13 protein-coding genes are annotated in these 15852 nt (G+C 68.1%); 4 read left to right on the top strand and 9 right to left on the bottom strand.

Going from position 1 to position 15852, the window contains the following annotated elements:
- Window position 1: 1 nt before the first annotated feature.
- From ACFTSF_RS37465 to ACFTSF_RS37475, 3 genes are all read right to left on the bottom strand, one after another.
- Complete coding sequence (locus tag ACFTSF_RS37465; protein WP_380159868.1) at window positions 2–1006, bottom strand: LLM class flavin-dependent oxidoreductase; 1005 nt, start codon at window positions 1004–1006, stop codon at window positions 2–4.
- 192 nt (window positions 1007–1198) lie between these two features.
- Window positions 1199–1807 (bottom strand): NADPH-dependent FMN reductase, encoded by a 609-nt coding sequence (locus ACFTSF_RS37470; protein WP_380159870.1) that lies wholly within the window; start codon window positions 1805–1807, stop codon window positions 1199–1201.
- Between the two features lie 35 nt (window positions 1808–1842).
- Complete coding sequence (locus ACFTSF_RS37475; RefSeq protein WP_380159871.1) at window positions 1843–2256, bottom strand: hypothetical protein; 414 nt, start codon at window positions 2254–2256, stop codon at window positions 1843–1845.
- 98 nt (window positions 2257–2354) lie between these two features.
- Here ACFTSF_RS37475 and ACFTSF_RS37480 point away from each other — a divergent pair, with 98 nt between their 5' ends.
- Entirely contained in the window at window positions 2355–4592 is a 2238-nt protein-coding gene (locus ACFTSF_RS37480; protein ID WP_380159872.1) for a HelD family protein, read from the top strand.
- Here the strand turns inward: ACFTSF_RS37480 and ACFTSF_RS37485 are convergent.
- Window positions 4586–5194: a hypothetical protein gene (locus tag ACFTSF_RS37485; protein ID WP_380159874.1), complete on the bottom strand. Its 609-nt coding sequence runs from the start codon at window positions 5192–5194 to the stop codon at window positions 4586–4588. The genes ACFTSF_RS37480 and ACFTSF_RS37485 overlap by 7 nt on opposite strands.
- A complete protein-coding gene (locus tag ACFTSF_RS37490; protein WP_380159876.1) occupies window positions 5155–6948 on the bottom strand; it encodes a PHP domain-containing protein in 1794 nt (597 codons plus the stop codon). Before ACFTSF_RS37490 ends, ACFTSF_RS37485 begins: the two co-directional genes overlap by 40 nt.
- A 207-nt stretch (window positions 6949–7155) precedes the next feature.
- Between ACFTSF_RS37490 and ACFTSF_RS37495 the strand changes: the two genes are divergently transcribed.
- The gene (locus ACFTSF_RS37495; RefSeq protein WP_380159878.1) at window positions 7156–9636 is read left to right on the top strand and encodes a glycoside hydrolase domain-containing protein; all 2481 of its coding nucleotides are present in this window, start codon (window positions 7156–7158) and stop codon (window positions 9634–9636) included.
- A 111-nt stretch (window positions 9637–9747) separates the two neighbouring features.
- On the opposite strand, the gene ACFTSF_RS37500 is transcribed toward ACFTSF_RS37495, so the two are convergent.
- The 3 genes from ACFTSF_RS37500 to ACFTSF_RS37510 form a co-directional block, all read right to left on the bottom strand.
- Window positions 9748–10605 carry a GNAT family N-acetyltransferase gene (locus tag ACFTSF_RS37500; protein ID WP_380159880.1) on the bottom strand — a complete coding sequence of 286 codons (858 nt, stop codon included), beginning with the start codon at window positions 10603–10605 and terminating at the stop codon, window positions 9748–9750.
- A gap of 244 nt (window positions 10606–10849) precedes the next feature.
- The gene (locus ACFTSF_RS37505) at window positions 10850–11080 is read right to left on the bottom strand and encodes a hypothetical protein (protein ID WP_132413983.1); all 231 of its coding nucleotides are present in this window, start codon (window positions 11078–11080) and stop codon (window positions 10850–10852) included.
- Between the two features lie 211 nt (window positions 11081–11291).
- Window positions 11292–12053 (bottom strand): SDR family oxidoreductase, encoded by a 762-nt coding sequence (locus ACFTSF_RS37510; protein WP_344160229.1) that lies wholly within the window; start codon window positions 12051–12053, stop codon window positions 11292–11294.
- A 129-nt stretch (window positions 12054–12182) separates the two neighbouring features.
- Here ACFTSF_RS37510 and ACFTSF_RS37515 point away from each other — a divergent pair, with 129 nt between their 5' ends.
- Entirely contained in the window at window positions 12183–12764 is a 582-nt protein-coding gene (locus tag ACFTSF_RS37515) for a MarR family transcriptional regulator (RefSeq protein WP_380159882.1), read from the top strand.
- Here ACFTSF_RS37515 and ACFTSF_RS37520 read toward each other — a convergent pair.
- Window positions 12761–13618 (bottom strand): DUF3152 domain-containing protein, encoded by an 858-nt coding sequence (locus ACFTSF_RS37520; protein ID WP_380159883.1) that lies wholly within the window; start codon window positions 13616–13618, stop codon window positions 12761–12763. The genes ACFTSF_RS37515 and ACFTSF_RS37520 overlap by 4 nt on opposite strands.
- A 154-nt stretch (window positions 13619–13772) precedes the next feature.
- Here ACFTSF_RS37520 and ACFTSF_RS37525 point away from each other — a divergent pair, with 154 nt between their 5' ends.
- Window positions 13773–15755, top strand: a complete 1983-nt coding sequence (locus ACFTSF_RS37525; protein ID WP_380159885.1) for a protein-arginine deiminase family protein — start codon at window positions 13773–13775, stop codon at window positions 15753–15755.
- Window positions 15756–15852 lie beyond the last annotated feature (97 nt).

Below are 15852 nucleotides of genomic sequence, written 5' to 3' on the forward strand. Positions count from 1 at the left end.
GTCAGCGGGGGGTTAGGCCCCAGGACTTGGCTAGGAGTTGGAGGGAGCGTTGGCGTTCGGCGGGGTTGTGGATGTGGGTGGTGATGATCAGTTCGTCGGCGCCGGCTTTGTTGGCTCGGCGGCGGAGTTCGGTGGCTACCTGGTCGGGGGTGCCGACGGTGGCGAGGCCGGCCCATTCTTCGACGGCTGCTCGTTCGCCTTCGCTCCAGGGGTAGGCGGCCGCTTCTTCGGGTGAGGGGAGGGGGCCGGGGCGGCCGGAGCGGAGGCGGAGGAGTGAGAGGGCGTTCGCCTCGGCTAGCTGGTGGGCGCGTTCCTCGGTTTCGGCGACGATCGCGGCGAGGGCGAGGATCGCGTAGGGCTCGGTCTGGTGGTCGAACAGTTCGAAGTTCGTCTTGTACGACGAGATCACGCCGGCCGGATCGAGGGTGCCGAAGTGACCGGCGTAGGCGAATCCGGTTCCGAGGGCGGCGGCCGCCTGACCGCCGTACGTGCTGGAGCCGAGGATGTAGACCGGCGGGAGCGGTACGTCGGACGGTTGCGCGGTGATCGGTTCGAAGGGGTGGCCGGCTGGGAAACCTTCGGCGTACGCGCGGAGTTCGGCGTACTGCTCGGTGAAGTCGTCCGCGCCGAGCGTCTCGCGGCTCCGGCGGAGGGCGAGGGCGGTCCGCTGGTCGGTGCCGGGTGCGCGGCCTAGGCCGAGGTCGATGCGGTCCGGGTACAGGCCTGCGAGGACTCGGAACGTCTCGGCGACCTTGAGGGGCGAGTGGTTCGGGAGCATGATCCCGCCGGCTCCGACTCGGATGGTCGAGGTGGCGCCGGCTACGGCCGCGATCATCACCTCGGGACTGGAGCTCGCGACGCTCGGGATGTTGTGGTGCTCAGCAAGCCAGTACCGGTGGTAGCCGGCGGCCTCGGCCACTCGCGCCAACTCCAGCGTCTCGTGCAGCGCCTGTGAAGGCTTGCTCCCCGAAGGCACGGGCGACAGGTCGAGCACGGACAAAGGCATAGCTTCGCTACTCACACCACACGCCAACCACCTCCATCCACCCCGTATTCCGCCCCGGCGTGTCGCGCCCCCGCGTTTGGTGGGTGGACGTCCGCGGTGGGAGGTTCCCCCACCAGATTCCGGGGTGGGAACCTCCAACGCGGTGGGTGCACCCACCAAATGGGCTCGGCCGGGACGGGCGGGCGGAGGGGGTTAGGCGGGGTAGGGGGTGGTGGCGCGGGCTTCGCGGAGGGGGCGGGACCACCAGGCGAGTTGGTCGAGGAGGGCGGTGGCCGCGGCGGGGGTAGTCGGGTCGACAGGCTCGCCGATGGCGGTACGGCGGTCACGCGCGGAGCCGGCGGGGTCCAGGGGCTCGCCCGCGGGGGTGGTCGGGTCGAGGGGTTCACCGGCGGGGGTGAAGTCGGATTCGTGGAAGGCGAGGGTGTCTCGGATGGGGACGGCGTGGAGTTCGCCGAAGACGAGGCGGAGTTGTTCGGCGGCGCGGAGGCCTCGGGAGCGGCCGCCGTAGACGACGAAGGCGACGGGTTTGGCGTACCAGGGGCGGCGGACCGCGTCGATGGCGGTCTTGAGGTCGCCGGGGTAGGCGTGGTTGTACTCGGCGGTGACGATGACGACGGCATCGGCTTCGTCGACCCGGGCGGGGAGGTCGGCCAGCGGTACGGCGCTGAGGTCGATCAGATCGGGTTTGAACTCGTCGTGCCGGTCGGCCTGGCGTTCGAACCACTCGGTGACCGTGGTGCCGAAGCGGCCGGGCTCGAGGTTGCGGGTGAGCACGGCGAGGCGGAGCGGGTGGACAGTCACGCCGGGTGACGCTAATACCTCAAGACGACTTGAGGTCAAGCTGCCGGGTACGGCGGCTCCGGCAGTCGGTACTGCCGACGCACCGGCGCCTTGCGCAGACCGACGATCGCCAACACCACAGTCGCCGCGATGACAGCGCCGACCGACACAGCGTGCACGACCGTCAGGAGCGACCGCAGCAAGAGCAGTTCGAAGGCACAGCCCGCGGCGGCGACCAGCTCGAGCCAGAAGCCCGCCCGATGGCGCATCACGAGAGACCCGAGCGCGGACAGGGCAACCAGGAGGACGACGAGGACGGGAATGGCGGTGAAGATCACGATGTAGCCGTGCGGATCACACTGCGGCCCACAGGAGGAGTCAGGCGAGGAGGCGTCGACCAGCTGCAGGATCGCGGCCGCGCCCACCAGGATCGTCGCCACCACGTTCGCGATCCATAGCCACGGCTTCAATAAATGCTCCACACGAGATAAACTCATGGATTTGTGGCTGCTACCGAGAAATGCATTCGGGAGCCAACAAAGACGCATTTTATCACAAGGGGTTTGAATTGCCGAATCCGGTCGATGCCGAACAAGTGCACCTCAGCACCTTCTACGCTGCGCTCGATCACGAGCGGGAGCGGACCGAGCGGCGTACCCAGGAAGAACTGCTGGTCAGCACGCGGAACGCGCAGGCGTTGAACCAGCGGGACGGGCGGATCCGTGACCTCGGCGTGCGGTTGGGGCGGCTGAACGCGGCCGAGGACGGGCTGTACTTCGGGCGCCTCGACGCGGCGGATGGCGAGGTGCTGCACATCGGCCGGCTCGGGTTGCACGACGCGGACTACGAGCCGCTGCTGATCGATTGGCGCGCTCCGGCCGCTCGCCCGTTCTACATCGCGACCGCAGTCGCGAACCAGGGCGTCGTACGGCGGCGCCACATCCAAACCCGGTTGCGCCGAGTCGTCGACGTACAGGACGAGCAACTCGACCTCGATCGGGAGGCCGCGGACGCGTCCAAACCCGGGACGGGAGTGATCGGCGAGGCCGTGCTGTTGAAGGCGCTGGATGCGCGCCGGACCGGCCGGATGGAGTCGATCGTGCAGACGATCCAGGCCGATCAGGACCGGATCATCCGCTCCGAACTGCCCGGAATCCTGGTCGTCCAGGGCGGTCCGGGCACCGGGAAGACCGCGATCGCGCTGCATCGCGCTGCCTATCTTCTGTACACGCATCGGGAACAGCTGGAAAAGCGCGGAATTCTGGTCGTCGGGCCGAATGCGGCATTCCTCAAGTTCATCGGACAGGTGCTGCCGTCACTCGGTGAGGACGGGGTTCGGCTCGTCACGATCGCCGAGCTGTACCCGGGCCTGACCGCGACCCGGCCGGAGGCTCCGGAGAGTGCCGAGGTGAAGGGCCGCACGGTGATGGCCGCGGTGATCGAGAAGGCGGTCGCCGACCGCCAGTGGGTCCCGGACCAGCCGATCGAGGTCCGCGTCGACCGGACCACGCTCACCCTCGACCCGGAGTTCGCTCGCACGACCCGCGACCGCGCCCGTCGGCGAAACCTGACGCACAACCAGGCCCGGCCGTTCTTCCTGACCGAGATCGTCGACGGCCTCACCAGCCAGTACGCCGACCTGATCGGCACCGACCCGCTCGACGGCGAGAACCTCCTCGACGAGTGGGATATCGCCGAGCTCCGCAAGGAGGTTCTCGCCGAGCCCGCGATCCAGGCGCTGCTCGACCAACTCTGGCCGCAACTCAGCCCGCAACAACTCCTCGAGGACCTGTACGGCGATGAGCAGCGCCTCGCGGAAGCCGCGCCCCAGCTGAGTGTCCTCGACCGCGAGCACCTCCTCCGGTACGGCGCCGACTGGAGCCCGGCCGACGTACCGCTACTCGACGAGGCGGCCGAACTTCTCGGCGACGACGGTACTGAGGCGGCGAGAGAACGCGCCGCCCGGGCGCGCGCAATCGCTTATGCACAAGGCGCTTTGGATGTCCTGTCCGGTTCAGGTTCGACCGACTTCGACGACGACGACGCGTCCGAGATGCTGACCGCGAAGGACATTCTCGACGCACAGATGCTTGCCGAGCGCTACGAAGCCGATGACGATCGCACGCTGGCCGAGCGCGCAGGTGCAGATCGGCGCTGGACCTACGGCCACGTGATTGTCGACGAGGCGCAGGAGCTCACCCCGATGGCCTGGCGGGCGATCGCGCGACGTTGTCCGCTGCGGTCGATGACCGTGGTCGGCGATGTCGCGCAGACCAGCGCGATCGGCGGCGGCACGAGCTGGTCCTCGGCACTCGGCGAGACCTTCGGCGACCGCTGGCGGCTGGCCGAGCTGACGCTCAACTACCGCACCCCGGCCGAGGTCATGGACCTGGCGAACGCCGTACTGCACGAGGTCGACCCGACAGCGAAGCCGCCGCGCTCGGTCCGATCGACCGGCGTCCAGCCGTGGCACGCGGACGTTCCGCCGGCCGAGCAGGCCTTGTACGTCTACAAGATGGCGTCCGAGGAGACCCAGTACGGCGAGGTCGGCGTGGTCACGTCACGCAGCAGGCTCGAGCTGATCCAGGAGGCAGTCGACGGCCTGAGCGGCGTCACCGTCCTGACCGCACGCGAGGCGAAGGGACTCGAGTTCGACTCGGTCCTGGTCGTCGACCCAGACGGCATCGTGATCGAGTCCCCGCGTGGACTGCGCGATCTGTACGTCGCTCTGACCCGCTGCACCCAGCGTCTCGGCGTGATCGGCGAACTCCCCGAGTTGCTCGCCGATCACCAGTGGATTCAGTGATCGGCGCAGCACTTCTGCTGGTGCTGGAGTTCGAACGGAATCAACAGGTTGCCAGCGGCCGGCTGCAACTGCAGTACGAGTTGACCGTCCCGACGTACTGGGCGCAGGAAGTCGAGCGTGTCGACCAGTGCGTCGTCGGTGATCGGTAGACCGCCGACCGCTTCCAGGTGGTCGATTCCGCAGCGACTGCGCAGCTCGGCCGCTGGTAGTACCCCGCGACCGCGCTCGTGTCCGGGCCAGCGGACGACGCGACCCGCCGTACCGAGTGCTGCTTCGACCGCGGCCACGTAGGCACCGCGGACGAGCTGACTGGGTCCGGCGAGCTCCGGCTGGGACGCGCCCGGCCGGGTGATCGCCAGGCCCGCACCCCGATCCGCGACGGCTGCGCGGATCGGTTCGGCCAGGTCGGCGGCGCCGGCCAGCGACACCGCCACGTGCGGACGGTCGCCGCCCACGACCATGTGGGTACAGGCGACGACCGGCTGGTCCACAGCCTCGAGCAGTTCGTACAGCAGGTGGTCGGCCGCAGCCGTGTCCCTGCTGTCCGCGTCGACGGCGACAATCACTTCGGCAGCACCCAGATCGGGTTCGTGTAGAACCACAGGTCGACCCACGGGTCCGCGTCGCCGACCACATCGAGAGCCGGCCCGGCCGGGTCGACCGCAGCACCGTGGTACCCGGCCTGACTGCGGTTCCCATCGGTGCCGCGGACGCGGAGGTACGACGCTTCCTCGACCCGGCCCAGCGGGTAGACGAGTTCGAAGGTGCCGCGCTTGCCGGAGGTGTCCCACTGCCGGACGACCTTCGTCTTCGGCGCGGCGAAGGTATCGCGGTCGGCAACCGGACCGGTCACCGCACCCTGGATCACGTCGACCCGGTTCAGCGACGGGACGAAGTTCGCCCAGTTCGGCATCGTCTGGGTGGTGATCCGGACGACGAGCTCGACCGGACGTCCCTTGCGAACCACGAGCGCGCCGCCGAGCGGTTCGCCGTACTGTGCTTGATTCCTTCCCCACCCCACCGCCCCGGTCTTGCCGACCTCACGAACCTCGACCTCGACACCCTTCACAAGCATGCCGTGATCGACCCACACACGGCCGTTGCGGAGACCCTCCATCACCGAGAGGTAGTCGCGGCGGTCCGCGCCGACGTGCGTGCGGCTGTAGAAGCCCGGCCAGAAGTCGCTGTTCGTGGCGAGCACCTGGTTGCCGTAGACCGGGTCCATGTAGCGGCCGTCGCGGTCGAACTGCTCCTGGCTGGAGCCGTCCGGGCGGCGGGCGGTCTCGTTCCAGTTGTTGTGCGAGTCGGAGTTCGCGCTGATCCACCACGGCTTGCCCTCGGCGAGCAGGCTGTCCCACAGACCGCCGACCGTCGCGGTCATCCAGTCGAAACCGCCCCAGGTGCGGTAGCTCTCCGGCGGGTACGCCGGGAACGAGTTCGCGTTCGGGGAGTTGCCGTAGATACCGCGGGCTCCGGCGGGGCCGATCCCCTTCGGCAGACCGCCGGCCTGGTGACCGGGCGCACCCTCGAAGCCGACTGCGATCCGCGGGTCGGCGTCCCGCCAGTTGCGGATCTCGTGCGGGCTGTCGATGCCATTGCGGGCCGGGTGGTTGGCCAGGAAGAGCGCGTCGGCGACGCGACGCTTGTCGACCTGCTGACCGAGCCACTGAATGCCCGAGACCGCGAGAGCCTCGTTGACCGGCGTGTTCGCACCGGCGCCCTTCACGCTGCCGTCGTAGTTGTTCTCGAACTGCTTGAGCACCTCGACCTCACGGTTGCCCGGGGCAACGAAGATCGTGCCGTGCTCGGCGGCCGGGATGTTCCACTCCAGACCCTGGAAGATCAGGGTGTCCCGCAGCTCCGAGCGGGCGGCCTTGATCTGCGGGTTGACCAGGTCAACACCGATCCGGGCGTGCGTCGCACCGCCGTGGTCGGTGATGACGAGCCAGTCCAACCCGTACGCCGCCGCGTGGCGAGCCTGGTCGATCACCCGGTACATGCCGTCGGAGCTGAACTGCGTGTGGATGTGGTGGTCACCGGCCAGCCAGACGTTCGGGCGGTTGCCGTGGCTGAAGATCCAGCCGTCCTTCGGGGCGCTGGCCGCGGCGAACTGAGCGCCGGTGACCGCGAGGGCCGCCGTACCGCCGAGGATGCCGGCCGAGCGGAGCAGTCCGCGGCGGGAGACCTCGGTCGGGGTCAGGTCGCTGTCCGGCACCGACTCGTCGAGCGCGGCGAGCGTGGCCGCGTCCAGTTCGGTGTTGGGGTGGTGATGGTCGTGCGAGTGGTCGTGACCATGCCCGTGTCCATGACCGTGGCCGTGACCATGTCCGTGACCGGCGCCGTGCGAGTGCCCCATCTTGCTTCCTCCTGACAAAGGGAAATCCGCCGGATCATCGCCCTCCCGGATGTCTGGCGGGTGTTCCTCCGGTGAACCATTCGACGCACCTGCGACCCCGTCGCGACGCGGAATTCCGGGAAGTGGTCTAGTCAGGTTGTTGGCCCTCGGCGCCGCACGCTCGAAGAATGAGGACCGCCCCCACCATCGGCAGGAGGGTTCCCCGTCATGAAACCGTCCAGAGTGCTCGCCACGATCCTGGTGACGGCGAGCATCACCGCTGTCACCACCCCATCCGTCGCCCAAGCCACTGCCCAGGTGTGGGCGGTGCGCGCCGCGACGCACGTCTTCCCCGATTCACTGCCGGCCGACACAGCCGCTGGTACGACGCTCGCTCTCGACTCTGCTCGCAATGAGTTCGAGGCCGGCCAGGTGGTCATCCGCCGCGAGCGCGCGTTCACGATCAAGCGGGTCAGCTTCAGCCCGCTCACCGCGGGATTCCGGCAGATCCCGCCGTCCGAACTGAGCTACAACTTCGTCAAGTTCACCCCGCTCAACCACAACTCGGTCTTCGGTGGCAACCAGTACGTCTACGCGCCGAGTCGACCCGCTCCCGACGAGTTCCCGGACGGCCTGTCCAACGACCGCTCGACCACAGTCCCGGCGAACAAGACCCAGCCGATCTGGGTCCGCGTCCACGTCCCGAAGTACGTCGCCGGTGGGGTCTACCGCGGTACGGTCCGAATCGAGACCGACCGTGGTACCGAGACCATCCCGCTGTCGGTGAACGTCCGGCCGGTGACGATCCCGGACGCGAAGGACAGCGGCTTCACCGACGTCGAGTGGACGCTCTTCTTCGGCACAGTCTCGCACCAGCCGCCCCCGAGCGGTGTCGAGACGATGCTCGCCAACTACGGCTTCTCCCCGTTCACCCCGAAGTGGTGGAAGCTGATGGAGGACTACGCGGACCTGCGCCGCGACTACCGCAACAACAACCTGACGTTGCCGATGAACACGTTGCTGCTGGCCGGCGACACGACAGTCGATGCCGCCGGCAAGGTTCACTTCGACTGGTCGAAGGTCGATCAGGTGGTGAAGTTCTTCACCGACCGCGGCACGGTCAGCCGGCTCGAGGGCTTCTGGGTGAACGGTGGTCCCGGCTACTGGACCACCTGGGACGTCGAGACGCTGGCGCGCGACGCCGACGGGAAGACCGTGAAGAAGTACGTCCCCTACACGTCGGCCGAGGCGGACGACTTCATCCAGCAGTACGTCGGGGCGCTGCGTGATCACGTGCGGGCCAAGGGCTGGGCGGACAAGTGGTGGATGCACATCGGTGACGAGCCGCAGGGCGCCTCGGGCCGCGACGGCTGGAACGGCATCTTCGACAAGGTGAAGGCTGTCTGGCCGGACGTGAAGATCGGCGACGCCACGTTCCACGACCCGGTCGCCTCCGAGGTGGCCGAGCGTGAGGACATCCTGATCCCGAACCTGCTCAACTACGAGTCGAACCCGAAGACCTTCGACGCGGAACGGGCCAAGGGCAAGGACCTCTGGCTCTACAACTGCAACATCCCGACGCTGGGGTTCCTCAACCGCTTCATCGACCAGCCCGAGTACTACCAGCGGTTGATCGGCTGGCTGGCCGCAGCCCGTGGCGCCAACGGGCATCTGCACTGGGCCTTCAACAACTGGAACATCTCGATGGACGACCAGGACGTCAAGGGTGACTTCTGGGTGGTCAACCCGGATCAGAAGCACAAGAACCTGCTCGAGCGGACGATCCGGCTCGAGTCGATGCGGGACGGGATCGAGGACTGGGAGGTCGTCGAGATCCTGAAGAAGACACATCCGGACTTGGCCACCGACCTGGCAATGGCACTGGCCAGCAAGCCGGGCACTTTCACCGGCGACGTCACCTACCTGGAGCGGATCCGCGCCCTGGTGCTGGATGCGGCCGCCGGTAAGCCATTCGCCGCGCGCGATCTGGCCGCGACGATCAAGACCGGTGGCGCGGCTGACCTCGGTTCGCAGCACCAGGTCGACGGCGTGTACCTGAAGTGGGGTGCCACGTATCCGGCCGAGTACACGATCCAGACGTCGTACGACGCTGTGACCTGGGTCGATGCGGGTCGGCGGACGAAGGCCAACGGTGGCGAGGACTTCGTCGGGCTGAACGCGAAGGCGCGGTACGTCCGGTTGAAGGCGCCGACGGACGGGCTGCTCGCGTTCAAGGTCGCCGGAGCGCCGCTACCGCGGGAGAACCTGGTTGGTGGGCTCGCTTACAAGAAGTCGTGGGAGCCGCCAAAGGGGTTCCCGGACTCGAGCGAGCGCGAGTCGACCGACGGCGTGATCTCGGACAACTTCGGTGATGGTCGCCCGTACGTGATCCAGGGCGGTGCCGGGGAGACGAAGTCGTTCGACCTCAGCTTCGACCTCGGGAGCCGCAAGACCGTCCGCGCGGTCGACGTCCAGGGGTACGTCGAGTACTCCGGCTACCGTCCCGACACCGTGCGCGTGCTGACCAGCGACGACGGTTCGAGCTGGTCCGACCGCGGTCCGGTGGTGACGCGGCCGAATGATGCCTCGGGCAACCGTTTCGAGGTGCGCTTCGCGCCGGTCCGGGCGCAGCACGTCAAGGTCGCCTTCACCCGGACCTTCATCCCGTCGGCCGACGGGGTGTTCCTCGACGACATCGAGGTCTACTGAGGTGGGCGGACCTGCGCCACTGTCCAACCCTCTTCTCAGCCACTCCGGCAGGACGCGCTGAGCGTGAGTTGGACGGGCCGAACAGCGTTGGTGAGTGGGGGCGGTCCGCGTCTATGCAGTACGGCGATACAAGATCTTCGTGCTGACCGTTTCAAACCCGAGCCGGGCGTAGATTCGCTCGGCGCCGGTGAGGTTCGCGGAATCTACGCCGAGGCCGGCTCGCTCGAAGCCGGCCTCGGCGCCGGCCTGGAGCACTGCGGAGACCGCCGCGGTGCCCAGGCCGCGGCCGCGATCCTCGCGACGGGTACCGACCTGACCGATCCACAACTCGCGGACACCGGTCGCCTCGGTGTCGGCGTCGAATTCATAGGCCAGCGCGTACGACGCGATCCGGCCCTCGTCGACGATGAGGCGCGAGTGACCGGCCTGGAAAGCGCGGTGGCCGGTGAACCAGGTCTGCCAGTCGTCCTCGGTCTTCGGCTCGGTTCCCCAGTGGTCGGCGAAGATCTCGTTGTGCGCGAGGCGGAGGCGCTCGTCGTACTCGGGAGTGAACGCGACGGACTGCTGCTCGACGGGCGGAAGCGGGGCGTCGTCGTACGGGCGTTGCATGACGATGAAGTAGCGGATCGGGTCGAAGCCTCGGGAGACCGCGAGGGCCTCGGCACCGGTGTTGATGCTCTGGATCTCGAGGTCGAACGCCGGTCCGGTGGTCAGCGCCCAGTCGAGGAGCTCGGCGCCGAAACCCTGACGACGATGGTCGGGGTGGATGCCGCCTTTGAAGACGTCGTCGACGAGGCCGTAGCCGACGAGGCGATCATCGCGCCAGAGACCGCGGGTGTGCTTGGCCGCGGTGACCGCGGCCTCGATGTCGGCCGGGGCGACGTACTCGCCACTGTTGTCGGCGGCGGCGATTGCGTTGGCGACCTCGACGATTGCTGCGGTGTGCTCGGGCGTCAGGGCACTGTCCATGACAGCACTCTAAACAAAAACGTCCGCACCGGACTGGGGAGGCCGGTGCGGACGGTGAAAGGAATTCAGTAATCAGGCGCATTTGGTTGCTGAGAAAATGCGGCGGCAAGTGAGGAGCAGAACGCCAACGCTCACTTGCCGCCGAAACCGAAGTCTTCGTGGTCGAGGTGAGGTTCTCGGCCGGCCGTCGTCCGGGTGGGTTGTCTGGTGAGAAACGGAGACGAAAGACTTCGGAAGAATCTTCTCAGCGGGGTGCTACATCCCACATGCGCTCGCCGGGCAGGGGGTCGGGGAGCCGGTCGACGGCAGGCATCGGGTCGTTGGTGACCCGCAGTCCGGCGAAGCGACGGCTCATGGCGTGGGCGTACCGCTCGGCCAACGCCGGCTCGGCGTTGTAGTCGGCGATCACGTGCTCACCGAACCAGACCCGCACGCGACGGCGCTCGATGGTCTGGGTGGCGGTGGCGGTTGTCACTGGTCCTCCTGGCAAATTCTCGCGATGGTCGGCAAGGGATTCGCGGGCGAGCGCGGTGACGATGCGCCGTAGGTGTTCACCGTCACATCAGATGCAACGGAGCATCAGAGCCGGAGGTCACGCACCGATCTCGATTTCTCCGACTCCGGGCAAACTTTTTCGGACCAGCCGGACTCGCATTGTTCGAGCACGTTTTCGACTGTCGCGCTATTTACCCGAAAGGCCCGCGCACGGAGACGCCGCCGTCCAGGACCAGCTGCTGCCCGGTCGTGTACGCCGAAGCGTCGGAAGCGAGGTGAACGACAGCGGCCGCGACTTCTTCGGAGCGGCCGTAGCGGCCGAGGGGGATCTCGTCGACCCATTCATCGGTCGGGGCCGTATTGACGGCGGTCGCGATCGCGCCAGCCGCGGCGACATTCATCCGGATGCCATTGGCGGCGTACTCGGCGGCGACAGTGCGGGCCAGGCTGAGGATGCCGGCCTTCATCACGCCGTACGCCGCCTGCTCGGGTGCGGCCATGAATCCGGTCACCGAGCCGACGCTCACGATCGAGCCGCCGGTGCCCTGCTCGAGGAATACCCGCAGGGCGGTTCGGACCGCGCGGGCGACGTACCGGAGGTTGACCTCGTAGATGGTGTCCCAGTCCTCGTCGGCCATCTCGTGCAGCTTCACCGCGGGGACGAACGCGACCTGCCCGCCGACGACCGTGACCAGGATGTCGAGTCCGCCGAGGCTCTCCACCGCTGCGGTGACCATGGCTTCGAGGTCGGCGAGTGAGCGCACGTCACCGCTCACCGGGTACGCCGTACCGCCGGACGCGCGAACCTGGTCAGCAGCCTCGGCCGCGCGGGCCGGGTCGAGATCCGCGATCACGACCGCGGCGCCCTCGGCACCGAACAGGTTGGTGACTGCGCGGCCGATTCCCGCTCCGCCGCCACCGATGACCAAGGCTCGCTTCCCACTCAGCTGCATGGGCGTGACGGTAGACCACGGTGGGGGCTGGGCTCGATACCTTCCCCGCCCCACCGCCCCGAACGATTCATAGGGTTTCCTCAGGAACGACACGCCGAGCTGTCGGAACGACTCCGTACGCTGGATCTCGTGACCATCGAAGACGAGGAAACCCGAGCCCTCGCGCTGCGCAAGCCAGCAGCGGACGGGGTTGTGGGATCGCCTGCCCCGGTCGAGCCGACGGCCTTCGCCGCCGTGCAGACCGAGCACTTGATCGGTGATGTCGGGGACGCGCTGCGGCTGCTCGACGCGGTCGAGCGAGTGCGTGGCCATGCTCATCCGCTCATCCTCGGCCTGCAGGACGCGGTCGGTTTGAAGATGCCGGCCGCGCTGGTGCTGAGCGCTATTGCGAACGGGCGGAGTACTGCGGAGGGCGTCGCGGAGCAGATAGGTACCACTACGGCTGAGGCCGAGCTAGCTATTTCGGACCTGGCCGCTTTGGGCATGGTTCGGAGTGGTCGGCAGGTCGTGGTCACCGCGCTGGGCCAGGCCCGCCTGTCCCAGCTGGACGGTCTGACCGTCCGCGTCCTCGATGTCGTCACCGGCATCCTCGGGCCGGACGACGCCGCTCACCTGGTTCGGCTGCTGCACACGGTGGCCGACGGTCTGGAGTCCGCTGCGGTCAGCTCTGGTCCCAGTCAGGCGCTGCCTAACGTGCTGCTGCAGAACTAGGTTCCTGGGATGGCGTCGTTGTACTTGCCGAGCTGACCGCGGTAGAGCGAGTCGCCGCGGAAGGGCCACGGGTACGCCGTACAGCCGTGCAAGCCGAGTGTCTGCTGCTGCATGACTGGGGCGGGCTGGCCGGCACCCGGGCACAGCTGGTGGGCGTAGCCGAGGCGGTGTCCGGTCTCGTGGTTGACCATGTATTGGCGGTAGGTGGTGAGTGAGGCGCCGTAGTTCGGGACGCCGTGCACCCAGCGGGCGATGTTGAGCACGACTCGGTCGCCGATCCGGCAGCTGGTGTAGCGGTCGGGGGCGTAGCCGCAGTAGGTGTCGCGGGTCTCCGGTGTGACGAACATCAGCCGGAGGTCGCTCTGCTCCCCCGGGCCGACCTGCTGGAACCTCCATTTGCCGCCGGCGGTCCAGCCCTGCTGGGCGCCGTAGGTGTCGCGGACGAACTTGGCTAGCGCGGCCTGGTCGATGCCCTTGATGCCGCCTTCGATGGCGATCTGGAACTTGAGCAGCTGACCCGCAGTGCCGATCACACGGTGGTCGGGGTCGGCCGGGAGCACGGTGAAGTTGACGGTGCCGCGCTGCGGGTAGGTGATCGCCGCGGCGGGGCGGTCGGGCGTCTTGGACGACTGCTCGTTCTCAGCCGGCGCCTGGGATGACTGAGCCGGTGCCGGTTTGTCGCCGGGGTCGCCCTTCGGCGGCTGCGCCGCGGTCCGCGCGGGCGTCTCGGTGGCCGGCCGCTCGGGTTTGCCACCGCGCTCGAACGGGCTGGCCGGGAGCTGGAAGAGCACCCCGGCGCCGACCACCGCCACTACGGCGAGTCCGGCGATCCTGACAGCAGTCCAGCGGCGCATCCGGTCCCTCTCCTCACGACACCCCGGCGGGCATCCAGTCACCTCTACTTGCCTGCAGCCTCCGGAACCCTTCTCGCCGCCACCCCGGTTCCAATACGACCGTGCTAGATTCGAGTTGGAAAAAGTACGCTCGTATCACAAAGGAGAAGCTCCGATGAGACGCTGGACCGCGGCCCTCGCCACCGCGACCCTCCTCACCGCCGGAACCCCCGCGCTTGCCGCCTGGGCGGCCACACCCAGCCCGCACCCGACCACCAACCGCAGTGGGCTGCCGACCGCCGACCTCAACCGCGGCGGGTTGCCGGCCGAGGGAGTCCACCGCACCAGCCTGCTCGCCGCGGACACCAACCTGCTCACCGCGCACGTCACCCGCGACACGTTGCTCACCGCGGACGTCAATCGCGACGGGCTGCTCACCCCGGCCGACAACGCGGGTCGGGACACGTGGACCGACAAGCGCGGCGCGATCTTCCTGCCCAACCTCGACGACGACGAACGCCGCTGCACCGTCGCCCCGGCCGACCTGGACGCGCCCGGCCGAGCGGTCGACGACAAGCTCGCCGCCTGCAACGACGCGGCCGACGACCGCATCAACGGCCCGCGTGACGCCGCCGATCTCGCCCCGCTGAAGATCGATGCCCTACGCAACATCTCGTCAGCCGCGACAGGAACCCTGACCATCAGCCCGGCAAACAAGGCACGCATCTTCGCAGAAGGCGGGGCGGCGCAGGAGGATGGCGCCTTGGGCAGCAGCGGGGCGAGGGGTGGGGGCGGCGACCTCGTGGGCGCACGTCCTGTCGGCGTCTTGTCCGCGGCTCAGTTGCGGCGGGGCGTTCGGCTTGGGTTGGAGGGGCGGGATGTGGTTCGTGATCCGGCTCGGTGGGATGGGCGGATCACGGTCACGTTGACCGTGCGGGATCGCGGTCGCGACTGGACTGACGTCGTACAGCTGCGGGTGGCTCCGTTGATGTTGCAGAACGACTTGCAGGCGGCCAAGACCGTGCTCGCCGGGCGGCCGAACGACGGACCAGGGTGGTGGGGCGGATCGGCGCCGTACCAGGACGGGGTGCCGGGTGAGTGGGAGCCGTTTGCTGGGACGTTGCGTGCGGCGTCCGCCTCGGCCGGAGCGCGAGTGAAGTTCGTGACCGGTACGGCGGATGGCTGGAAGGACATGTGGTTGCAGGACACGTTCGAGCCGGCGACCGCGAGCATGCCGGCCACCGCCGGTCCGCACACGATGCGGATTCTGATCCGGTCTGGCAACGTCTGGGACTTCGACGGAGTCGCCACTCCGCGACCCGCGGGACGGCTGATCTACCGCGACCTGCGCGGCCCGAATGTCGGTGTCGTCCAAGAGCTCGCCACCAAGGCATCACCGGGTCTCGACGACCTGCTGAACATGGGCGGCAACCTGGAAACCCTCCCGCCGTACGACGGTTATCCACAGGGCAGGATCGTGTACGGCGCAGGCGAGCGCCACCCCGATCCGGCGTACCTGAAGATGGTCACGAGCCAGGGTTACCAACCGCCGGTGGTGATCGACACCTCCTGGCTGATGGTCGGCCATGCCGACGAGACCACGCATGTCGTCCGAGCGAACAACGCTCGCGGGTGGACGCTCGCGGTCGCCGATCCGCGGCTCGCGGCGCAGCTCCTACGCGACGTACAGAAGCGAGGCGGCGGCAACCAGCGCCTCTTCGCCGACACCAACTCCACCTCGAAGCCGACAGTCGATTCGCTCCTCACCAAGTTGGCCGACAACGAGGCCGCCGCTCAGCACATCGACAAGCAGCTCGCAATTCTGCTCAGGGCGACCGGTCTGCGACCCGATGAGCTCGTCCGGCTCCCCGTGTTCTTCGACCGCGTTCCCGAATACGGCCTGCTGAAGGCGCTCACGCCGGGGCTCGTGAACGGACTCTCGCTCACCGATCGACAGTTCGCCGTACCGGATCCGCACGGTCCCAAGCTCAACGGTCGTGATGTCTTCCGGCAGTCGGCCGAGCGAGCGCTCGCGCGCAACGGCGTCCGGGTGCACTGGGTCGAGAACTTCTTCTGGTCGCATCTGGGCGGCGGCGAGGTGCACTGCGCGACGAACGCACTCCGCGATGTCTCCGGCGCCACCCCGTGGTGGTCGTGATGGCTGCCGCCACCTGGTGAGACCGACTGGCAGGAACAGGTCAGGATTCGCGACCCCAGCGAACTTTTTGCGGAGTCAGCGAATCGTAGGGCTGGAC

This window comes from Kribbella sp. NPDC056951 (genome assembly GCF_042674205.1).
GTDB classification, from domain to species: domain Bacteria; phylum Actinomycetota; class Actinomycetes; order Propionibacteriales; family Kribbellaceae; genus Kribbella; species Kribbella yunnanensis.